The sequence below is a fragment of the Streptomyces sp. JLSY215 genome (assembly GCF_059682825.1).
In genome coordinates, this window is the sequence record NZ_CM185022.1 from 5,838,304 (window position 1) to 5,860,644 (window position 22,341).

Below are 22,341 nucleotides of genomic sequence, written 5' to 3' on the forward strand. Positions count from 1 at the left end.
GTCGTGGGAGACAAGCGAGACACAGTCTTTCGTGATGGCGTGGCGGACGTGGGGGAGCGCCGGGGGCGAATGCCGACGTCTCCCGGGTGGTCCTCCAGGACTGTCGCTCCTGCCCGATGCCTGGCCGGCGACGAGGAGTTCCGACGTGAGCGACTGGCTCATCTACCGTGGCGCGGGGGCACCGCACGACGGAATTGAGCACCTTCCGCCGCCCCCGCCCTGGCGCGATTTCGACGGCGGGCCGCTCGTGCCGCCGCCCGCCGCCCTCGACCCCGCCTCCGAACGCCGGCTCGGCGTACGGCCCGCCGAGGCCCGCCACCACCGGCCCGGCGAGACCGAGCGCGAGCTGGTCAACGCCGCCCTCTACCTCCGCAGACCGCTGCTGGTGACCGGCGCCCCGGGCAGCGGCAAGAGCACCCTGGCGCATGCGGTCGCCTACGAACTGGGCCTGGGCCGGGTGCTCAGCTGGCCGGTCGTCAGCCGCAGCACGCTCCGCGACGGCCTGTACGCCTACGACGCGATCGGGCGCCTTCAGGATCTCCAGATCGCCCGTGCGGCACCCCAGGAACAGCCGTCACCGGACCAGGACGCGGCGCCGGACCCCGCCGCCGAGCCGGGCGGCGGCATCGGCCGCTACATCCGCCTCGGCCCGCTCGGCACGGCCCTGCTGCCCGCCGCCCGGCCCCGGGTGCTGCTCGTCGACGAGCTGGACAAGAGCGACATCGACCTGCCCAACGACCTCCTGAACGTCCTGGAGGAAGGCGAATTCAGGATCCCGGAACTGGAGCGGCTGGGCGGCTCCGCCCCCGAGGTGCCGGTGCTCAGCGACGACGGCACCCGGGTGACGGTGCGCGACGGCCGGGTGCGCTGCCGCGCCTTCCCGTTCATCGTCCTGACCAGCAACGGCGAACGGGACTTCCCGGCGCCCCTGCTGCGTCGCTGTATCCACCTCCACATCCCGCTCCCGGACAAGGAGCGGCTGGCTTCCATGGTGCGGGCCCACTTCGGCGAGGGCGCGGCCGAGCGCCACGAAGCGGTGATCGACCGCTTCCTGGAGCGCGAACCAGGCGATGTGCGCGCCGTCGACCAGTTGTTCAACGCCATCCACCTCACCCAGCAGGCCGGATGGACGGACGAGGACGAGGAGGAGACGCGGCGGCGGCTGACGGCCGAGTTGATGCGACCTCTTGATCGGACGAGGTGAGCGCGGTGCCTCTCGGGGAGCCTGGCCCAGGTCCCCACGACGGACTCGGCGAATTCGTCGGGCGGCTGACGGCGGCCGGTGTGCCGGCCGACGCCCGGGGAATGGCCGACGCCCTCTGGCTCGCCCAGTGGATCACGCCGCACGGCACGGACGCCGACGCGACCGCACCGCCCGTACCGGACCGCCGGGATCCGGCCACTTTCTCCGCAGGGGAGGCCGGGCAGCCCACGGGCGCGCACACAACGGCGGCGGACACCCGCGCACCGGAGCCTTCGGACGCGGCCGAAGCACGCCCGCGCCGCCGGGACGCCGCGCTGCTGCCCGCCCACGACGCCCGGCTCGCCGACCCCGACCACCACCGCCTGGGCGAGATCGCGGTCCCCATCGCCTCCGCCTTCCCCGGCCTGTTACCGCTCCAGCGCGCCCTGCGGCCCATCCAGCGCTACCACCCGCCCGCCGCCCCGCTGCGCCGGGAGCTGGACGACGACGCCACCGCCGAACTCTCCGCACACGCCGAAATGGTCATCCCGGTGCTGCGCGGGGTGCACCGCCGCGCGGCTGCGCTGCGGCTCCTGATGGACGGCTCGTCCTCGATGGCCGTATGGGAGCAGATGCTGCTCGATCTGCGTCACGTCTGTGAACGCATCGGCGCCTTCCGCGATGTCACGGTGCACTACCTCCACCCGCACGGCCCGGACGTCGGCGTCGCCGCCACCCCCGGCCCCGGGAGCCCGCTGCGCCCCGCCGACCAGCTGCACGACCCCACCGGCCACCACCTCACCCTCGTCATCAGCGACTGCGCGGGACCCCTGTGGCGGGACGGCCGGATGCAGCGGCTGCTCTACCGCTGGGCCGCCGACGCCCCGCTCGCCGTGGTCCAGCCGCTGCCGCAGCGCATGTGGGCGCGCACGCTGCTGCCCGCCGTCGCCGGCACCCTCGTCCGTCGCCAGGGCCCCTACCAGGCCCTCGGCTTCCGGCCCGCCCGGCGCCGCCGCCGGCGTGCCGCAGCACCGGCCGCCCCGTCCGGCCGGGCCCGCGAACGCGTCGTACCGGTCCTGTCGCCGACCCCCTCCGCCCTGGGCACCTGGGCCCGGCTGGCCGCGGCGGACGCCGGTCTCTCGCTGCCCGGCGCGGCCACCGTCGTACGGGCCGACCACGGCGCCGAGCCCGCGCCCCCGCCGCCGCCCCCGCGTCCCGAACCCTCCGCCATGGTCCGGGAGTTCGACCAGCTGGCGTCCCCCGCCGCCCGGCTGCTCGCGGTCCATCTCTCCGCCGTACCGCTCGCCCTCCCGGTCATCCAGCTCGTGCAGCGCGCGATGCTCCCGCAGACCGGCCCGGCGGAGCTGGCCGAGGTCCTGCTCAGCGGCCTGGTCACCCAGCTCCCGCCGGAGATGGGGGTACCTCCCGGCTCCGCGGGCCCCGGGGCGAAGACCGCGGCGAGCGGCCCGTGGTACGACTTCGTGCCCGGCGTACGCGATGAGCTGCTGGGCCGGCTGAGTGCGGGCGAGGCGGCGCTGGTCCTCAAGCACTGCTCGCTCTACATCGAGCGCACCTTCGGCCGCAGCGCCCGTAACTTCCCGGCCGTCGCGGTCGCCCTGCTCTCCGGCAGCGGCCGCGAGCCGGAGACCGGGCAGCGCGCCGTCCCCGAGCCGTTCGCGCGGGTCTCCGAGCGGGTCCTGCGCCGCTTCGAACCGACGCTGCGGCCGCCCGACCGGCGGCCGTACGAGCCCGGCGGCCCGGCGGCCGAGGGCGCCGCCCTCCTGGAGCGCTACGAACAGGAGCGGACCGTACGCGACCTGGTCGAGGCCGTGCGGCTGCTGCGCGCCGCGGTCGGCCGCCAGCCGGTGGCGGGCACCGACCTCGCCCGCGCCCTGCTGCACGCCTGGGCGACCTGGCGGCAGCCCGACGCCCTGGAGGAGGCCGAACGGGCGGCCGGGGCCGCGGCGGCGGACGGCGGCGCGGAGGCCGAGCGGACCCGGGCGCTGATCGTGCTCGGCCGGGTCCGGCACGCCCGCGCCGGTGAGCGCCGCGCCGCGGGCGACGCCGCCGGGGAGCGCACGGCCCTGGAGGACGCCGCCCGCCGTCTGCACGCCGCCTGCGGGCTGATGAGCCTGCTGGACCCCCGCGTACTGGAGAGCATGGTGCTCCGCACCGAGATGCTGCGCCGGCTGGCCGAGCTGCCCGCGGCGGACGCCGAGGACGGCCCGCCGGACGCCGGCCCCCTGGACGAGGCGGAACGGTCCCTCACCACGCTCCTCGACCAGTGGCCCAGCGGCCGCCAGGTCCCCGGTGAGGTCTATGCCGCGCGCGGCGGCGTCCTGCTCGACCGGGCCCGCCGCGCCACCGGACCCGGCCCGGCCGACGCCCTCGCGGTGCGCGCCGCGGACGACCTCGACACCGCCACCGTCCTGTTGCGCCGCCGCGGCAGCGCCGCCGACCGGCTGGTCTGCGGGACGCTGCTGGACCTCGCCGCGGCCCGCTCGCTCTCCGGCGGCGCCGGCCTGCCGTCCGTACTGCCCACCCTGGAGCGCGCCCGCGCGATCGCCCATGAGCTGGCCGACCCGGCCCTGGAGGCCGACAGCCTGCGCCGGATCGCCGCCGCGCAGAGCGCCGCCCACACCCGTACCGGCTCCCTGGCCGCCCTCGACGCCGCCATCACCGCACTCGCCGCCGCGCTCCGCCTCACCGTCCCCGACTCGCCCGAACACAGCGCGCTGCTCGCCGAACGCGGCGCCGCGCTGCTCGCCCGCGCCCGGCTGGAGCCGGCCGCCGGGCCGGGCAGACGCCTGGCCAACGAGGCCGTGCATGTGCTGCGCGAGGCGCTGGCCCGGGTCGCGCCGCAGGATCCGGCGCTGGCCGGCCACCGTCTGCTGTTCGGCCGCGCCCTGCGGCTGCGCCACGAACGCCAGCCCTCGCTCGCCGATCTGCACGAGGCCGACTGGATCCTGGAACTGGCCGCGCGCGGCACGGACATACCGACCGTGGCGGCCGAGGCCTGGCTGGAGGTGGGCGACGTCCAGCTGCTGCTGGACCGCCGCTTCGACTCCCGGGAACGCCACGACCGGGCCGCCGCCTGCTACCGCCGCGCCGCGACCGCCGCCCTGGAGGCCGGCAGCGCCGTGCTGGCCGCCCGCGCCCACCACCGGCGCGGCGAGGTCCTGGAGGACGCCGCCGGAGCCCGGTCCGCCCTCATCGCCTACCGCGAGAGCTGGGAGCAGTGGCAGCGGGCGGCCGAGGACACCGGCCCCGAGGCCCAGCGCACCCGCGCCCGGATGCGCGCCCTCGAATCCACCGGCTGACCGCCCCGCACGCCCTGGCCGATGCCTGTCCATCGATCGGCGAACGTGTTTCTGTGGACGGGAGTTCGGGAACACACCCGTCCAGCCGGCCCAAGAGGAGAGCAGTGTGACAGCGTCTTCCGGGAATGACCGCACCGCACCGGCTGCGGCCGCCCCGTGGGCCCCGTCGGCCGAGCCGCTGCCGGACTTCACGGGCGTGGAGGTGGGCGCGCTGACGGTGCGCGGCGGCCATCCCGTACTGGGGCAGGTGGCGGCGCTGCTGCTGCGCCACTGGCCGTCCGAGGACGAGGCGGTGGCCTACTACGAGGACAGCGCCACGGACCCCGGCAACTGACGGCGCGCGGCCGCGGCCGCAGGCGGGTGTTTTTGGGCAATCGAGCTAGGGAACCGGCCAGTTGTCGAACGAGTTCGATTCCTGGACCGGTGGCGGAGCCATGTACCCAAGGGCGGGAGGTGACGATCCCGGATCCCGGACGTCGGCGAGAGCGGGGGGCGGCCGTGGGCGGACAGCGTGGCCGGACCGCAGCCGTACCCTTCCGGCAGTTCGTCATCAAGATCCACAGCCGCTGCAATCTCGCCTGCACCTACTGCTACATCTACGCCGGGCCCGACCGCAGCTGGCGCGACCGCCCACCGCTCGTCCCGGCCGACACGATCCGCCGGACCGCGCTGCGCATCGCCGAACACGCCCGCACCCACCGGTTGCGCAAGATCCGGATCGATCTGCACGGCGGCGAACCGCTGCTGACCGGCCCCGGCCCGCTCCTCGACCAGGCCGCCGCCGTGCGCGCCGCGCTCCCCGCCCACTGCACCGCCACCTTCGGCGTCCAGACCAACGGCACCCTGCTCACCCCGCACACCATCGACGCCCTGGCCGCCGCCGGATTCCGGATCGGCCTCAGCCTCGACGGCGGAACCCCCGCCCACAACCGCCGCCGCCTCGACCACGCCGGCCGCCCCTCCTGGCCCGCGGCCGCCCGCGCCGCACGCCTCCTGCGCGACCGCCCCGACGTCTTCGCCGGCATCCTGTGCACCCTCGACATCACCGACGACCCCGCTGAGGTCTACCGCTCGCTGCGCGCCCTGGACCCCCCGATGCTCGACTTCCTCCTCCCGCACGCCAACTGGTCCAGCCCGCCCCCGGCCACCCCCGGGCGGGTCCCCCACGGCCCCGCCGGCCGCGCCCCGTACGGCGACTGGCTGTGCACGGTCTTCGACCTGTGGTGGGACGGCGACCCCCGCAGGGAACCGCAGCCCCGGGTGCGGATGTTCACCGAGATCATCGGCCTCCTCCTGGGCCGCCCCAGCTCCAGCGAGGCGATCGGCCTCTCGCCGGTCGTCGCCGCCGTGGTCGACACCGACGGCGCCATCGAGCAGGTCGACTCCCTGCGGTCCGCCTACGAGGGCGCCGCCGCCACCGGCCTCGACGTCTTCCGGCACACCTTCGACGACGCCCTGGCGCACCCCGCCATCGCCGCCCGCCAGCGCGGCCGGGACGGGCTCGGCGCCCAGTGCCGTGGCTGCGCCCTGATGGCGGTGTGCGGCGGCGGCAATTACGCGCACCGCTATCGGGCCGGCTCCACCGGATTCGCCAATCCGTCCGTGTACTGCGCCGACCTCGAACGCCTCATCCGGCATATCGCGTCCCGTCTGGACGCAGCCGTCTCTCCCGCCCGCCGCCCGCCACCGCCCGCCCCGGAATCGCCGCGCGATCCCCCTCCCGGTCCAACTCACCTTCCCCCAACATGACCTGACGCACTGTCGCGGAATGCGGGGACACTTGGGCTATCGTGCAAATCAGCCAGGCATGTCCGCAGAAACCAGCCCCGGAACCACCCCGGGGGCCGGCCCCAGCATCAGCTTCTGCACGCGCGCACCTCGCATCCCAGGGAGACGGTCGCATGGTCGATCAGTCCGCTTCTGCCGGATCGTCCGGCCCCGGTGCCATCGGGCACATCACCATCAGCTATGCGGGCTTCGCCCGGCCCTGGGCCGCGTGGATCTCCCACCAGCTGGAACAGCTCGGCCACGGCACGACCCTGCTGCGCTGGGACCCCCAGGCGGACGCCGCGCTGGCCGAGGAGCTGTCGGGCCTGCTGGAGGCCGAGGGCCGGCTGCTGATGGTGCTCGACGACTGGTACTTCCGGCTGGGACCCAAGACCCAGGAGGAATGGACCGCCGCGCTACGGGAAGTGGTGCCACCGCACGCCGACCGCTTCGCCGCGGTGAGCGTGGCCACCCAGAGCCTGCCCGCCACCGCGGGCCTGCTGCGGCCCGCCGACCTGCGCGACCTCGACGCCCGCGAGGCGCAGCGCAGGGTGCTGCACCGGCTCGGCATCAAGGGCGCCGGCCGCGGCCTGGACGAGAACGCCCCCGGCGCGCCCCGCTTCCCCAACAACCCGCCCGAGGTGTGGAACATCCCACGCCGCAACAACCGCTTCACCGGCCGCGACGACGTCCTGGAGGAGCTGCACGACAAGCTGGCGGGCTCCGGCGTGGGCGCGGCCCCGCCGCTGGAGACCCGTATCGCGCTCTACGGCACCTCCGGCGTCGGCAAGAGCCAGATCGCCCAGGAGTACGCGCACCGCTTCGGCAACGACTACGACGTGGTGTGGTGGGTCAGCGCCATCAACCGCGGCGCCGCCCGCGAACAGCTCGCCGAGCTGGCCACCCGGCTCGGGCTCCCCGTGGGCCGGGAGCTGGGCGACCGGATCCGCGCCGTCCACGAAGCGCTGCGCATCGGCCGCCCGTACCGCCGCTGGCTGCTGATCTTCGACAGCGCCGACGACATGGAGCAGATCGAGGACCTCGTCCCGGACGGCCGCGGCCACGTCCTGATCACCACCCTCACCCGCGACTGGTCGGGGTCCGGCAGCGCCCAGGAGATCGAGGTACCGCCCTTCACCCGGGTCGAGTCCGTCGCCTACGCCCGGCGCCGGGCACGGCGGCTCACCCCGGTCGAGGCCGATCTGCTCGCCGAGGCCGTCCAGGACCTGCCGCTGCTGCTCGCCCAGACCGCCGCCTGGCTCGATGCCAACCCGATGCCGCCCAAGGAGTACATCGAGCTGATCCGGCGCGGCGAACCCAGCCTCGTCGGCATCCGGATCTCCTCCGACTACCCGATGGCCTTCCAGACCAGTTGGGCCATAACCCTCAACACGCTGCGCGAACGCAGCCCCGCGGCCGTCGAACTCCTCAAGCTGTTCGCGTTCTTCGCCCCGGACGCCATCCCCGTCCCGATGCTCGCCAAGGCCCGCCGCGGCGATCTGCCCGAGCACCTCGCCGACCTGGCCGCCGAGCCGATCAGCTGGAACACCGCGCTGCGTCGGCTGACCGAGTCCACCGCCGTACGCCTGGACTACCAGGTCTCGGAGGACGCCGACCCGGCCGTGGAGACCGCGCTGATGCACCGGCTCTACCACCGGTTCCTGCGCAGCGACATGACCGAGGACGAGCGCGACGCGAAGGCCGCCACGGCCTGCCGGGTGCTGGTCTCCGCCGATCCGCAGAACCCCGTCGACACCCGCAACTGGGACCGCTACGCCGCGCTGATCCCGCATCTGGAGCCCGCCTGCGTCCTGGACAGCCCCGAGCCCGCCGTCCACGAACTCCTCGTCAACTGCACCGAATACCTCCGGGTGCGCGGCGAGTACCGCATGGGCCTCAGGCTGTGCGAGCAGTTCATCGCCCGCTGGCGCACCCGGCTGGCGCCCACCCAGCGCACCATGCTCACCCTCACCCACCAGCACGCCAACATGCTGCGGCTGCTGGGCCGCTACCGCGAGGCCGAGGCCGTCGGCAGCGCGATCGTCGACCAGCTGCGCGCCGAGCGGGACGAGAACGACCCCGCCGTGCTGCGGGCCAAGGACGGCCTCGGCGGTACGTACATGGCCCTCGGCGCGTTCGAGGAGGCGTACGAGATCTTCGACGGCGTCTGGCGCGGCTTCGTCGAACTGCTCGGCCCCGAGGCGCCCCGCACGCTCTCCGCCCGCAACAACCTCGGCGAGGTCCTGAGCCTGCTGGGCCGCTACGAAGACGCGCTGACCACGCACGGCGAACTGCTCGCGGTCCGCGAGCGGGAGCTGCGCGCCCGCCACCACCTCACCCTCAGGTCCGGCATGGTCTACGCCCATATGCTGCGCCTGCTGGGCCGCTACCGCGAGGCCACCTCCCGCCAGGAGCTCAACGCCCGCCTCCATCACCAGGTCATGGGCCGGCACACCCCGCAGACCCTGCGGGCCGACCACAACCTCGCGCTGTGCCTGCGCCGCTCGGGCCGGCCGAACGACGCCGCCGAGCTGATGAAGGACGTGGTGGAGCGCTCCCGCCGGATCGCGGGACCGCGGCACCCGGAGACCCTCATGGTGCAGGCGGACCACGCCACGCTGCTGCGCGAGCACGGCGACCTCGGCGAGGCCGGGGAGCTGGCCGACGAGGTGGCCGAACGCTACCGGGCCCTGGTCGGCGAGAGCCATCCGTACGCCGTGGGCACCCTCGGCAACACCGGTCTGGTCCGCGCCGAGTTCGGCGAGCACACGGAGGCGCTGGCCATCGCCGAGCGGGCGCTGCACGGCATGACCGCGGCGATGGGCCCCGACCACCCCTGGACGCTGGGCTGCGCGCTGAACACCGGCGCGGCCCGCAGCCGGGCCGACGATGCGGAGGGCGCGGTGGAACTGAGCCGCGACACCCTGGAGCGGACCAAGGGGACGCTCGGGGAGACGCATCCGATGACCCTCTCCGCCAAGACCGCCCTCGCCGACGATCTGCGCGCCCTGCGCCGCAGCCAGGAGGCGGCGAAGCTGGAGCAGGAGGCGATCGGGCAGCTGAGCGAGACGCTGGGCACCGAACATCCGCACACCCTCTCCGCCCGGCGGCGCCGCCGTCCCTACTGGGACTTCGAGCCGCAGCCCGTGTAGCCCGTCCGTCGCCCGAACTCCACCGCCGTACGAACAGCCCGAAGGGCCCGCCCCCACCTGTGTGGGAACGGGCCCTTCGGGCGCTACGGGCGGCCTCGACGGTTACGCGTCGAAGACCTCCGCCACCAGCTGTGCCTGCTCGGCCTGGTGCCGCTTGGCGGAGCCGACCGCCGGCGAGGAGCCGTGCGGCCGCGAGATGCGGCGCAGGCGCTCGCCGTGCGGAACGTCCGCGCCGACGGCCAGGTCCAGGTGGTCGATCAGGTTGAGACCGAGGAACGGCCAGGCACCCTGGTTCGCCGGCTCCTCCTGGGCCCACAGGTACTTCTCGGCGTTCGGGAACTTGGCGATCTCCGCCTGGAGCTCCTTGCCGGGCAGCGGGTAGAGCCGCTCGATGCGGACGATCGCCGTATCGGTCGCGCCGCGCTTCTCCCGCTCGGCCTCGAGGTCGTAGTAGAGCTTGCCGGAGCAGAAGACGACCTTGCGGACGTCCTCGGCCTTGACCGTCGAGTCGCCGATGACGGGCCGGAAGCCGCCCGTGGTGAACTCTTCCGTCTTCGACGCCGCCGCCTTCAGACGCAGCATCGACTTCGGGGTGAAGACGACCAGCGGCTTGTGGTGCGGGTTGTGGACCTGCCAGCGCAGCAGGTGGAAGTAGTTCGACGGGAGCGTCGGCATGGCGACCGTCATGTTGTTCTGCGCGCACAGCTGGAGGAAGCGCTCGATCCGGGCCGAGGAGTGGTCCGGGCCCTGGCCCTCGTAGCCGTGCGGCAGCAGCAGGGTGACGCCGGAGGTCTGGCCCCACTTCTGCTCGGCGGAGGAGATGAACTCGTCGACGATCGTCTGGGCGCCGTTGACGAAGTCACCGAACTGCGCCTCCCACATGACCAGCGCCTCCGGGCGGGCCAGCGAGTAGCCGTACTCGAAGCCCATCGCCGCGTACTCGCTCAGCAGCGAGTCGTAGACGTTGTAGCGCGCCTGGTCCTCGGAGAGGTAGAGCAGCGGGGTGTAGTCCTCGCCGGTCTCCCGGTCGATGAGGACCGCGTGCCGCTGGCCGAACGTGCCGCGGCGGGAGTCCTGGCCGGCGAGCCGGACCGGGGTGCCCTCCATCAGCAGCGAGCCGACGGCCAGGGTCTCGCCCATGCCCCAGTCGATGGTGTCGTCCTCGACCTGGCCCGCACGGCGCTGGAGCTGCGGCAGGAGCCGGGGGTGCACGGTGATGTGCTCGGGGATGTTGACCTGCGACTCGGCGATCCGCTTGACGACCTCCTGGGAGATCGCGGTGTCGACGTGGACCGGGAACTCCGCCGTGGGCTGCGGCACCTCGGGCACGGCCGGGGCCGTGGTGGCGTCGCGGACCTCGGTGAAGACCTTCTCCAGCTGGCCCTGGAAGTCCTGGAGCGCCTGCTCCGCCTCTTCGAGGGTGATGTCGCCCCGGCCGATCAGCGACTCGGTGTAGAGCTTGCGCACCGAGCGCTTCTTGTCGATCAGGTCGTACATCAGCGGCTGGGTGAAGGCCGGGTTGTCCGACTCGTTGTGACCGCGGCGGCGGTAGCAGATCAGGTCGATGACGACGTCCTTGTTGAACGCCTGGCGGAACTCGAAGGCCAGACGGGCGACGCGGACGACGGCCTCGGGGTCGTCACCGTTCACGTGGAAGATCGGCGCCTCGATCATGCGGGCCACGTCGGTGGCGTACATGGACGAGCGCGACGACTCCGGGGCGGCGGTGAAGCCGACCTGGTTGTTGATGACGACGTGCACCGTGCCGCCGGTGCGGTAGCCGCGCAGCTGCGACATGTTCAGCGTCTCGGCGACCACGCCCTGGCCGGCGAACGCCGCGTCACCGTGCAGCTGGATCGGCAGGACCGTGAAGTCCGTACCGCCCTTGCCGATGATGTCCTGCTTGGCGCGGGCGACACCCTCGACGACCGGGTCCACGGCCTCCAGATGGGAGGGGTTGGCGGTGAGCGAGACCTTGATCTGCTCGCCGTCGAGGCCGGTGAAGGTGCCCTCGGCGCCCAGGTGGTACTTCACGTCGCCGGAGCCGTGCATCGACTTCGGGTCGAGGTTGCCCTCGAACTCGCGGAAGATCTGCGCGTAGGACTTGCCGACGATGTTCGCCAGGACGTTGAGGCGGCCGCGGTGGGCCATGCCGATGACGCACTCGTCCAGCCGCGACTCGGCGGCGGAGTCGATGACCGCGTCCAGCAGCGGGATGACGGACTCGCCGCCCTCCAGCGAGAAGCGCTTCTGGCCGACGTACTTCGTCTGCAGGAACGTCTCGAAGGCCTCGGCGGAGTTCAGCCGGCGCAGGATGCGCAGCTGCTCCTCGCGCTCGGGCGACTTGTGGGTGCGCTCGACGCGGTCCTGGATCCACTTGCGCTGCTTGGGGTCCTGGATGTGCATGAACTCGATGCCGGTGGTGCGGCAGTACGAGTCCCGCAGCACGCCCAGGATGTCGCGCAGCTTCATCATGGACTTGCCGGCGAAGCCACCGACCGCGAACTCGCGCTCCAGGTCCCACAGGGTGAGGCCGTGCTCGATGATGTCGAGGTCGGGGTGCTTGCGCTGGTGGTACTCCAGCGGGTCGGTGTCGGCCATGACGTGGCCGCGGACCCGGTAGGAGTGGATCAGGTCGAAGACCCGCGCGGCCTTGGTGACGTCGTCGTCGTGCGAGGCGTCGATGTCACGCAGCCAGCGGACCGGCTCGTAGGGGATCCGCAGCGACTTGAAGATCTCGTCGAAGAATTCCTTCTCGCCGAGCAGCAGCTGGCTCATGACGCGCAGGAACTCGCCGGAGGCGGCGCCCTGGATCACCCGGTGGTCATAGGTGCTGGTCAGCGTCATGACCTTGGAGATGCCCATCTTGTTCAGGGCGTCCTGCGAGGTGCCCTGGAACTCGGCGGGGTAGTCCATCGCGCCGACGCCCATGATCATGGACTGGCCGGGCATCAGACGCGGCACCGAATGGACGGTGCCGATGCCGCCCGGGTTCGTCAGCGACGCGGTGACTCCGGTGAAGTCGTCCATCGTCAGCTTGTTGTCGCGGGCCCGGCGGACGATGTCCTCGTAGGCCTGCCAGAACTCGAAGAAGGAGAGCGTCTCGGCCTTCTTGATGGCGGCGACGACCAGCTGGCGCTCGCCGCCCGGCTTCACCAGGTCGATGGCCAGGCCGAGGTTGATGTGCGGCGGCTTGACCAGCGTCGGCTTGCCGTCCTTCACCGCGAAGGAGTTGTTCATCGACGGCATGGCCTTGAGGGCCTGCACCATCGCGTACCCGATCAGGTGCGTGAAGGAGACCTTCCCGCCGCGGGCGCGCTTGAGGTGGTTGTTGATGACGATGCGGTTGTCGAACAGCAGCTTCACCGGGACGGCGCGGACGGACGTGGCCGTCGGCAGTTCCAGGGAGGCGTTCATGTTCTTCGCAACGGCGGCGGACGGGCCGCGCAGGGTGACGAACTCGGGACCGTCGGGGGTCACGTCCGCCGCGGCGGGCTTCGCGGGCGCGGGCTTCTCGGCCGGCTTGGCCGGGGCGGCCGGGGCCTTGGCGGCCGGCTTCGCCGGGGCCGGGGCGGCCGGGGTCTCCGGCTTCGCGACCGGGGGCGCAGGCGGCGCGGCCGGGGCGGACGGGGCCGGGGCGGCCGGAGCGGGAGTATTTCCCTCCGCCGGCTGGCCCGGCGCGGTGGCGCCCGGCTTGTAATCGGCGAAGAAGTCCCACCAGGCTCGGTCTACCGAGTTCGGGTCCTGGAGGTACTGCTGGTAGATCTCGTCGACGAGCCACTCGTTCGGACCGAAAGCGGCAGCAGGGTTCTTGCCCTGCCCCTCTTGGTCACTCGAGACACTCGCACTGTTGGGGGACTGTAGCGACACGGCGGCAACCGCCCTCTTCCGCTTCCTAAAGGTGGTGGACAGCGGGAATAAAGGCTACGCCTCTTGTGACCTTTGGTGCAGTCCGGGAGGGCCACTCGTCGCGCACGTCACATTCCTCGACGGGTTTCAGCGCTTGACTTGGCGGGAAACACACGAAGTTTGCCCGCGTGCGGGTACGACTCACCGCGGTCGCACCCCTTGGCGGAGACCGGCATGAGCCCGGAATGAGCCCGGAATGGGTGCGTCCGCCTTCGACCCTACGTCAGCGGCCCCGGCCGGGCGTCAGCTCCGGGCCGACTCCAGCCCCGGAAGAGTGACCCGGATCCGGCAGCCACGAGGAGATTCGGCCACCCCGATGCGTCCGCCGTGCAGATCCACCGCCCAGCGGGCGATGGCCAGGCCCAGGCCCGTGCCGCCGTCGCTGCCCGGACCGGACGGTGCCGGACCGCCGCGGTTGAACCGCTCGAAGACCCGGTAGCGCTCGGACGCGGGGATCCCGGGGCCCTCGTCCTGCACCTCCAGCTCCAGGCTCTCCGGCCCCTCGCCGCGCCGCGCGTGCACCGTGACCCGGCCGTGCCGGGGGCTGTGCTTGATCGCGTTGTCGATGAGATTCGCCACGACCTGGTGCAGCCGCTCGGCGTCCGCGTGCGCGGTCAGCTCCGGCGGCGAGACGTCGAGGTGAAGATGGACGTCCGTACGGGTGTGGGTGTTCGAGCCGGTCACCCCGGCCAGCGTCGAGGCGCTCCGGCTCATGTTCGCCTCCTTGAGCACCCCGGACAGATACGGCCACACCTCGAAGCGCCGGGCGTGCAGCGGCACCACGCCGTTGTCCAGCCGGGACAGGTCCAGGAGGTGCTCGACCAGGCGGCCCAGCCGCTCGGTCTGCTTCAGCGCCGTGCGCATCGTCTCCGGATCCGGCTCGCAGACCCCGTCGACGACGTTCTCCAGCACCGCCCGCAGCGCCGCGATGGGCGTGCGCAGCTCGTGCGAGACATTGGCGACCAGCTCCTTGCGGTGGGTGTCCACCGCCTCCAGGTCGGCCGCCATGCGGTTGAAGGCATCCGCCAGGTCCCCGAACTCGTCCCGCCGCTCGGAGCGCACCCGCCGCGAGTAGTCACCGTGTGCCATCGCCCGGGTGACGTCCGTCATCTCGTCGAGCGGCGCCGTCAGGCTGTTCGCCACGAACTGGGTGATCAGCAGCGAGGCGATGATCGAGAAGACCGTGATCACCCGCAGCTCGGTCGCGGAGGCGATCGCCACGAACACCAGCAGCGTGGTGATGATCACCGAGACGATGACCAGCGCACCGAGCGCCGCCTTGACGGAGCGGTAGGGATCCAGCGGCCGCAGCCCCTCCCAGATCCGCTCCCACAGGCCCCGCGTGGGGATCCGCCACCGCCTTCGCCGCATCATGCGGACGGGGTCTCCAGGGCGTAGCCGACGCCGTGGACCGTGCGGATGCGCTCGGCGCCGATCTTGCGGCGCAGCGCCTTGATGTGGCTGTCGACCGTCCGGGTGCCGGAGGCGTCCGCCCAGTCCCACACCTCGGCCAGCAGCTGCTCACGGGAGAGCACCGCGCGCGGGGTGTTCGCCAGGCAGACCAGCAGATCGAACTCGGTCGGGGTGAGGTGCACATCCGCGCCCCGGACCCGGACCCGGCGCTGCGCGTGGTCGACCTCCAGCTCGCCCAGCCGCAGGATCCCGCTGCGCGGCGTGTGCGCGGCCAGCGCGGCCCGCTCCACCCGGCGCAGCAGGACGTGCACCCGCGCCGCCAGCTCCCGCATCGAGAACGGCTTGGTCATGTAGTCGTCGGCGCCGACCCCGAGGCCGACCAGCATGTCGGTCTCGTCGTCGCGCGCGGTGAGCATCATCACCGGCACCGGCCGCTGGGCCTGGACCCGGCGGCACACCTCCAGGCCGTCGAAGCCCGGCAGCATCACGTCGAGGACCAGCAGATCGGGCTGCCAGGCCTCGGCGGTGTCCACCGCGGCCGGGCCGTCCGTGGCCGTCTGCACCTGGAAGCCCTCGGCGCGGAGCCGGGCCGCGATGGCGTCGACGATCGTCGGGTCGTCCTCCACGACCAGCACCCGGCGCTGGGCGCCCGGCGTGGCCGCGGTGGTGCCGCCCTGGGTTGTCTGAGTCTGGTCCATCGCCCGCCCCTGCATTGCCCCTGCGTGGTCGCGTCTTACTGGGCAGCAGCGTAAAGCCATGCCGTCACTGTCGGCTACGCGCCCTTGCGCGCAAGATGCACCGCGTCGGGGACACCTCGGGCAACGGGGATTTCTTCCGTGCGTACCCCAATGAATCCGGCATTCCGTAGTGCCCGCTCGAAAGCGGACGACGGCTGGGCGGACCATACGGCGAGCACTCCGCCGGGCGTCAGCCGGGCGTGGCAGGCGGCGAGACCGGCGGGGGAGTAGAGGCCGGTGTTGTCGTCGGTGACGGTCCAGTCGGGGCCGTTGTCGATGTCCAGGCACAGGGCGTCGAACGGGGCGCCGCCGCCGTGGAGATGCCCGACGAGGTCGGTGTGCACGATCTCGGTCCGGGGGTCGGCCAGCGCGTCGGCCGAGACGGCGGACAGCGGGCCCGTACGGTGCCAGTCGATCACCGCGTCCTCCCGCTCGATCACGGTGATCCGGCCCCAGCGCGGCTCGGCGGCCGCCCGCGCCAGCGAGAACCCGACGCCCAGGCCGCCGATCAGGACCGCGGGCCGCGGCCGGCCGGCGGGGAGGGCGTCGAGGGCGGCATCCATCAGCAGTCGCTCGGAGCGGCCGTCGGAAGTGTCCATCAGGAAACAGCCGTTGGCGATGATCTCGTAGACCGCGGGTTCCTCCCCGGTCCCGCCGGGGCCGGGTCCCCCGCCCCGTTGCCGCAACACGACTTCTCCATAAGGGCCTTCGCGGCGGTCGAGGGTGCGCGGTGCCTCCTGGTCGAACGGGGCGTCGGCCGTCTGGTGCGAAGGAACGGGAGCCATGCGGGCCATCTTGGGCGACGGCGGCGGCGCCGGTCCAACCGATTGCGGAAGGGGCGGTCGGGCGTTTCGCGCACAACGTGAGACTTCTCATCGAGGTTGAGCGGAGTGATGCATCTCACCTCCACAGCTCACTCATGGGTTGAGCGTGCAGGGTGGTCGCGAACGTACTCCGGGACGGAAGGGGGCTCGCCGTATGAGCTGGGTGGACACCGTCGGCGGCAGGCCGGCCGACACCGCGCGGCCGGGCGCCCTCGCGGGCATTCCGCGGCAGCGCCGCGAGGCCCCGGCGGAGCCCCGCGGCGGAACGGGACCGTCCGGCCGCCGCCCGCGGCCCTGGCGGCTGCTGCCCACCCCCACCGGCACCCCCTTCACCTTCGGCTACGCCGTCGTCCTCGCCGCCACCTCGCTGTTCGCGGCGCACGCCGACCCCACCCTGGTCTCCGAGCTGCTCCGCGGCTCCAGCACCGACATCGTCCATCTGGCGCAGGCCCCGCTCCTGGTGCTCGTCGCCTCCGCCCTCTGGATCGCGGGCGGTCTGACCTCCGGCTACGCCCTCGCCTTCCTCTTCACCCTCACCGCCCTGGAGCGGCGGATCGGCGGCCTGCGCACCGCCGCCGTCTTCTTCGGCGGCCATGCGCTGGCCACCCTCGCCACCGAACTCCCGGTCGGCTTCGCGGTCGCCGCCGGGCAGCTGCCCGACAGCTCCCTCCAGCGCCTCGACTACGGCATCAGCTTCGGCGTGATGACCTGCATCGGCGCGCTCGCCGGGCTGCTCCCGGCCTGGTGCCGCTGGCCGCTGCTGGCCGGCGCCGGCTATTTCGTGATCGCCGGCCTGCTCGCCTACGCCGACCCGATGACCGACTGGGGCCATCTGCTCTCGCTCACCCTCGGCGTGGCGAGCCGGCCGCTGCTGCGCCGGTGGCGGGACCGGCGGGTGGCTCAGCCGAGCCAGATCAGCATCCCCTCCCCCTCGTCCGCCGCCGCACGGAAGAACTGCCGCAGCCGCTCGTAGTGCCCGCTCACATAGTCCAGGGACTCGCCGCGCCGCCAGACGATGGCCGGGTAGACCTCCGCCTCGGCGAGCTCGGCCGGGGCGACGCCCGAGACCAGGCTCGCGCCGGACAGCCGGGTCATGGCCTCGGCGGCCACCTGAACCCGGGCCGGGGTGAGATAGCGGGGCGGCCCGTACCCCCAGTCCTCGGCGTCCGCTATGGCCTCCTCGCCATGGACGACGTCCACCGGGAAGCCCGTACGGCGCAACAGGAAGCCCAGGGCGTCCCAGGCCTTGTCGATGTCGAGGCAGCGCGCCTCGCCGGGCTCCTCCACGGCTTCTCCGGCCGCCTCCCACCGTCCGCTGACCAGCTTCAAGGCCCACTCGGGAGCCCCGGTCGCCCGGTCGAGTTCGGCGGCCGTGACCCGTGCGTACTCTCCGATCATGCTCATGGTCCGGATGCTAGGAGCGGGCACTGACAACGCCGGGCACCCGACGCAGCGGCCCGCGCGTGCGGGGATCAATTCCGGCCAGGAATCCTCCGTCGACTGGGACAATGGCCATCGCGTCACCGCGTGCCGCGGCCCCTTGCCCACCCCGCAACAGGAGTTCACCCGCCTTGTCCCGCGCCCAGGAATACCCCGTGCCCGACCCCGCCGCACTCGGCCTGAAATCCGACTGCGGCAGCTGCTTCGGGCTCTGCTGCGTGGCGCTGCCGTTCGCGGCCTCGTCGGACTTCGCGGTCGACAAGGAGGCCGGCACGCCCTGCCGGAACCTCCAGAAGGATTTCCGCTGCGGGATCCACGCCGATCTGCGGCAGCGCGGTTTCTCCGGGTGCACCGTCTTCGACTGCTTCGGGGCGGGCCAGAAGGTCTCGCAGGTCACCTTCGGCGGCCAGGACTGGCGCCGGGCACCGGGAACGGCGCGTGAGATGTTCGAGGCGTTCCCCGTCATGCGGCAGCTGCACGAGCTGCTCTGGTACCTGGCCGAGGCGCTGACCCTGCCCGACGCCCGCCCGGTGCACGCCGGTCTGCGCAGTGCGCTCGACGCCACCGAGCGCCTCACCCACGGCACCGCCCAGGAGCTGGCCGGGCTGGACATGCCCGCGCACCGGGGCGAGGTCAATGCGCTGCTGCTGCGCACGAGCGAGCTCGTACGGGCCAAGGTGCCGGGGAAGAAGAAGGACCGGCGCGGGGCGGATCTCATCGGGGCGCGGCTGAAGGGCGCCGCGCTGCGGGGCGCCAATCTCCGCGGGGCGTGTCTGATCGCCGCCGACCTCCAGGGCGCCGATCTGCGGTCCGCCGATCTGATCGGCGCCGACCTGCGGGACGCCGATCTGCGCGGCGCGGACCTCACCGGCAGCATCTTCCTGACGCAGTCCCAGCTCAACGCTGCCAAGGGTGACGCCGCCACCAGGCTGCCGGCCGCCCTGAGCCGTCCGGCGCACTGGTAGCGGGAGCGGCCGCCGCGGCTGATCGCTGACAGCGAACGGACGACGGGGAACATCTCCCGGGCCCCTTGCATTGAGTGAGTAAAGCTCAACTTGTTTGCCGAAGGGGAGATCATGGCATCGACGTCCACACCGCTCACTCTGCCCGTGCTGCCCCTCGATGACGAGGTCGTACTGCCGGGCATGGTGGTGCCCCTGGACCTGTCCGACGCGGAGGTACGGGCGGCGGTGGAGGCCGCGCAGGCCGCCGCCGACTCGGGCTCTTCGGGTAACAAGCCGAAGGTGCTGCTTGTGCCCCGGATCGACGGGAATTACGCGGCGATCGGCACGCTGGGCCGCATCGAGCAGGTCGGGCGGCTGTCCGACGGCGACCCGGGCGCGCTGATCCGCGGGCTCGGCCGGGTGCGGATCGGCTCCGGCACGACCGGGCCCGGCGCCGCGCTGTGGGTGGAGGGGGCCACCGTCGCCGAAGAGGTGCCCGCCCCGCTGCCCGGCTCGGTCGGCGAACTCGTCACCGAATACAAGGCGCTGGCCACCAGCTGGCTGAAGAAACGCGGTGCCTGGCAGGTCGTCGACCGGGTGCAGGGCATCGACGACGTCTCCACGCTCGCCGACAACTCCGGCTATCTGCCGTTCCTGACCACCGATCAGAAGGTCCGGCTGCTGGAGACCGTCGACCCGGTCGCCCGGCTCAAGGCCGCCACCGACATCCTGCGCGGGCATCTCGCCGAGCAGGACGTCGCCGAGTCCATCGCCAAGGACGTCCAGGAGGGCGTCGACAAGCAGCAGCGGGAGTTCCTGCTGCGGCGGCAGCTGGAGGCGGTGCGCAAGGAGCTCGCCGAGCTGAACGGCGATCCCGAGGACGAGGGCGACGACTACCGCGCCCGCGTCGAGGCCGCCGAGCTGCCCGAGGACGTCCGCAAGGCCGCCCTCAAGGAGGTCGACAAGCTGGAGCGGTCCAGCGACCAGAGCCCCGAGGGCTCCTGGATCCGCACCTGGCTGGACACCGTCCTCGAACTGCCCTGGAACGAACGCACCGAGGACGCCTACGACATCGCCGGCGCCAAGGAGATCCTGGACGCGGACCACGCCGGTCTGGAGGACGTCAAGGAGCGGATCACCGAGTATCTGGCGGTGCGCAAGCGCCGCTCGGAGCGGGGGCTGGGGCTGGTCGGGGGCCGCCGCGGCGGGGCGGTGCTCGCGCTGGTCGGGCCGCCCGGAGTCGGCAAGACCTCGCTCGGCGAGTCCGTCGCGCGGGCCATGGGCCGCAAGTTCGTCCGGGTCGCGCTCGGCGGCGTACGGGACGAAGCGGAGATCCGCGGCCACCGCCGCACCTACGTCGGCGCGCTGCCCGGCCGGATCGTCCGCGCCGTCAAGGAGGCCGGTTCCATGAATCCGGTCGTCCTCCTCGACGAGATCGACAAGGTCGGCTCCGACTTCCGGGGCGACCCGGCCGCCGCCCTTCTGGAGGTCCTGGACCCGGCGCAGAACCACACCTTCCGCGACCACTACCTGGAGGTCGAGCTCGACCTCAGCGATGTCGTCTTCCTGGCCACGGCGAACGTCCTGGAAGCCATCCCCGAGCCGCTGCTCGACCGGATGGAGCTGGTCCGGCTGGACGGCTACACCGAGGACGAGAAGGTCGTCATCGCCCGGGACCACCTGCTGCCGCGTCAGCTGGAGCGGGCGGGCCTGGAGTCCGGCGAGGTGACCCTGGAGGACGCCGCGCTGCGCAAGCTGGCGGGCGAGTACACCCGCGAGGCCGGCGTACGCAACCTCGAACGGGCCGTCGCCAGGCTGCTGCGCAAGGTCGCGGCCCAGCACGAACTGGGCGAACGGGAGCTGCCGTTCACCGTCGGCGTGGACGAGCTGCGCCCGCTGATCGGGCGGCCGCACCACACCCCGGAGTCCGCCCAGGACCCGGCCGAGCGGCGCACGGCGGTGCCCGGTGTGGTCACCGGCCTCGCGGTCACCGGCGCGGGCGGCGATGTGCTCTATGTCGAGGCGTCGCTCGCCGACCCCGAGACCGGTGCGTCCGGCCTGCAGCTGACCGGCCAGCTCGGCGACGTCATGAAGGAGTCCGCGCACATCGCGCTCTCCTTCCTGCGCTCGCACGGCGCGGAACTGGAGCTTCCGGTCGGCGATCTGAAGGAGCGCGGGGTGCATCTGCACGTCCCGGCCGGCGCGGTCCCCAAGGACGGCCCCAGCGCGGGCATCACGATGACCACGGCCCTGGCCTCCCTGCTCTCCGGCCGCCAGGTCCGCCCGGACGTCGCGATGACCGGCGAGGTCTCCCTCACCGGCCGGGTGCTGCCCATCGGCGGCGTCAAGCAGAAGCTGCTCGCCGCGCACCGTGCCGGGATCACCACGGTGGTCATTCCCAAGCGCAACGAACCGGACCTGGACGACGTACCGGCCGAGATCCTCGACGACCTCGAGGTGCACCCGGTCTCGGACGTCCGCCAGGTCCTGGAGCTGGCGCTGGTGCCGGCCTCCCAGGGCTCCGCGCCGGAGGTGCCGGTGGCGGCGTGAGCATGACGGTGGGGCGGCCGGTCCCTCCCACCAGGGACCGGCCGCCCCACCGCACCGCAACCATCGGTTGAGCAACCCCAACGGCGCCCGGCCACCTCCGCGAGAGCGGCGCCGGCTTAGGCGCAAAAAGGGGCCGTCAGCCGTTGGCCAGGGCCTGCAGGCGGTCCAGCGCGCCGTTGAAGCGGTTGTGGTCACCGACCGTCGCGCCGCTGGAGGTGTACTGCCAGATGGTGTGGAAGCCCCAGCCGCCCGGGAGTTCCCCGACCGAGGAGCCGTAGCGCGGGACCCACAGCGGATTGATGCTGCCGAAGGCCGCGGAGTTGCCGGTGCACTGCTTCCACCAGCTGGTGGAGGTGTAGATGACGGCGTCCCGGCCGGTGCGCGCCTTGTAGGTGGCGAACCAGTCCTTCATCCAGTTCACCAGCCCCGCCGCGCTCAGCCCGTAGCAGGTCGAGCCGTAGGGGTTGTACTCCATGTCGAGCGCCCCGGGCAGGGTCTTGCCGTCCTTGGACCAGCCGCCGCCGTGGTCGACGAAGTAGTTGGCCTGGGCGGCGCCGCTGGAGGTGTTGGGGGTGGCGAAGTGGTACGCGCCACGGATCATCCCCGCGTTGTAGGAGCCGTTGTACTGCTGCGCGAAGTACGGATTGGTGTAGCTCGTGGACTCGGTCGCCTTGACGTACGCGAACCGTGCCCCGCTGTTCCAGAGCGTCGACCAGGCGACATTGCCGTTATGGCTGCTGACGTCCACGCCCTCGACGGACGCCGCCAGGGAGGACGACGACGCGGCGATACCGGTCGTGGCCCCTTCGTGCTTGGCGATCTGGGAGCCGGCCCAGTCCTGTTCGGGGTGGGTGGGCTCCGTCGCGCGCCCGGGGGCCGCGGCACCAGCGGTGCCGGAAGCGCCGAGCAGGAGGGAGAGGACCGCCACCAGGATCCCGGCCACGGTCGCCAGGGAACGGGCCGGGCGGTGGGGAAGGGGGCGGGAGTGAGGGGAGCCGGATCTGAGCACGGGCATACGTGCCTCCGTAGATCTCGAGGATCCAGGTGAGTGACCTGAGGGGGGAAGGTCGAGTGACCTGAGGGGTCGTCCGAAGAGAAGGAT

Annotated in this window: 14 protein-coding genes; 8 read left to right on the top strand and 6 right to left on the bottom strand. The window is 72.7% G+C overall.

The window, feature by feature from the left end; genetic code table 11:
* Nucleotides 1–145 precede the first annotated feature (145 nt).
* The 5 genes from AC5677_RS26290 (at nucleotide 146) to fxsT (ending at nucleotide 9,422) form a co-directional block, all read left to right on the top strand.
* Nucleotides 146–1,204, top strand: coding sequence for an AAA family ATPase (locus tag AC5677_RS26290; protein ID WP_497190386.1), 1,059 nt, complete (start codon nucleotides 146–148; stop codon nucleotides 1,202–1,204).
* A gap of 5 nt (nucleotides 1,205–1,209) precedes the next feature.
* Nucleotides 1,210–4,503, top strand: coding sequence for an SAV_2336 N-terminal domain-related protein (locus tag AC5677_RS26295; protein WP_497190387.1), 3,294 nt, complete (start codon nucleotides 1,210–1,212; stop codon nucleotides 4,501–4,503).
* Between the two features lie 106 nt (nucleotides 4,504–4,609).
* Nucleotides 4,610–4,837 (top strand): YxD-tail cyclophane-containing RiPP peptide, encoded by a 228-nt coding sequence (locus AC5677_RS26300; RefSeq protein ID WP_497190388.1) that lies wholly within the window; start codon nucleotides 4,610–4,612, stop codon nucleotides 4,835–4,837.
* Between the two features lie 164 nt (nucleotides 4,838–5,001).
* Nucleotides 5,002–6,252, top strand: a complete 1,251-nt coding sequence (locus AC5677_RS26305) for an FxsB family cyclophane-forming radical SAM/SPASM peptide maturase (RefSeq protein ID WP_497190389.1) — start codon at nucleotides 5,002–5,004, stop codon at nucleotides 6,250–6,252.
* Nucleotides 6,253–6,404: 152 nt separating this feature from the next.
* On the top strand, nucleotides 6,405–9,422 hold the full coding sequence (fxsT, locus tag AC5677_RS26310; protein WP_497190390.1) for an FxSxx-COOH system tetratricopeptide repeat protein: 3,018 nt from the start codon (nucleotides 6,405–6,407) through the stop codon (nucleotides 9,420–9,422).
* Nucleotides 9,423–9,524: 102 nt separating this feature from the next.
* On the opposite strand, the gene AC5677_RS26315 is transcribed toward fxsT, so the two are convergent.
* The 4 genes from AC5677_RS26315 to AC5677_RS26330 form a co-directional block, all read right to left on the bottom strand.
* Complete coding sequence (locus tag AC5677_RS26315; protein ID WP_497190391.1) at nucleotides 9,525–13,292, bottom strand: multifunctional oxoglutarate decarboxylase/oxoglutarate dehydrogenase thiamine pyrophosphate-binding subunit/dihydrolipoyllysine-residue succinyltransferase subunit; 3,768 nt, start codon at nucleotides 13,290–13,292, stop codon at nucleotides 9,525–9,527.
* A 282-nt stretch (nucleotides 13,293–13,574) separates the two neighbouring features.
* Nucleotides 13,575–14,705, bottom strand: a complete 1,131-nt coding sequence (locus tag AC5677_RS26320; protein ID WP_497190392.1) for a sensor histidine kinase — start codon at nucleotides 14,703–14,705, stop codon at nucleotides 13,575–13,577.
* Nucleotides 14,702–15,442: a response regulator transcription factor gene (locus tag AC5677_RS26325; protein WP_497190393.1), complete on the bottom strand. Its 741-nt coding sequence runs from the start codon at nucleotides 15,440–15,442 to the stop codon at nucleotides 14,702–14,704. Before AC5677_RS26325 ends, AC5677_RS26320 begins: the two co-directional genes overlap by 4 nt.
* A 74-nt stretch (nucleotides 15,443–15,516) precedes the next feature.
* A complete protein-coding gene (locus AC5677_RS26330) occupies nucleotides 15,517–16,266 on the bottom strand; it encodes a spermidine synthase family protein (RefSeq protein ID WP_497190394.1) in 750 nt (249 codons plus the stop codon).
* A 193-nt stretch (nucleotides 16,267–16,459) separates the two neighbouring features.
* Here AC5677_RS26330 and AC5677_RS26335 point away from each other — a divergent pair, with 193 nt between their 5' ends.
* The gene (locus AC5677_RS26335; protein WP_497190395.1) at nucleotides 16,460–17,278 is read left to right on the top strand and encodes a rhomboid-like protein; all 819 of its coding nucleotides are present in this window, start codon (nucleotides 16,460–16,462) and stop codon (nucleotides 17,276–17,278) included.
* On the opposite strand, the gene AC5677_RS26340 is transcribed toward AC5677_RS26335, so the two are convergent.
* Nucleotides 17,206–17,709 (bottom strand): YfbM family protein, encoded by a 504-nt coding sequence (locus AC5677_RS26340; protein ID WP_497190396.1) that lies wholly within the window; start codon nucleotides 17,707–17,709, stop codon nucleotides 17,206–17,208. The two genes, AC5677_RS26335 and AC5677_RS26340, sit on opposite strands and share 73 nt — an antisense overlap.
* Before the next feature lie 167 nt (nucleotides 17,710–17,876).
* On the opposite strand from AC5677_RS26340, the gene AC5677_RS26345 reads away from it, so the two are divergent.
* On the top strand, nucleotides 17,877–18,710 hold the full coding sequence (locus tag AC5677_RS26345) for a pentapeptide repeat-containing protein (protein WP_497190397.1): 834 nt from the start codon (nucleotides 17,877–17,879) through the stop codon (nucleotides 18,708–18,710).
* Nucleotides 18,711–18,821: 111 nt separating this feature from the next.
* Nucleotides 18,822–21,239 (top strand): endopeptidase La, encoded by a 2,418-nt coding sequence (gene lon / locus AC5677_RS26350; RefSeq protein ID WP_497190398.1) that lies wholly within the window; start codon nucleotides 18,822–18,824, stop codon nucleotides 21,237–21,239.
* 136 nt (nucleotides 21,240–21,375) lie between these two features.
* Here lon and AC5677_RS26355 read toward each other — a convergent pair whose 3' ends face one another.
* Nucleotides 21,376–22,254 (bottom strand): lysozyme, encoded by an 879-nt coding sequence (locus AC5677_RS26355; RefSeq protein ID WP_497190399.1) that lies wholly within the window; start codon nucleotides 22,252–22,254, stop codon nucleotides 21,376–21,378.
* Between the last annotated feature and the right edge of the window lie 87 nt (nucleotides 22,255–22,341).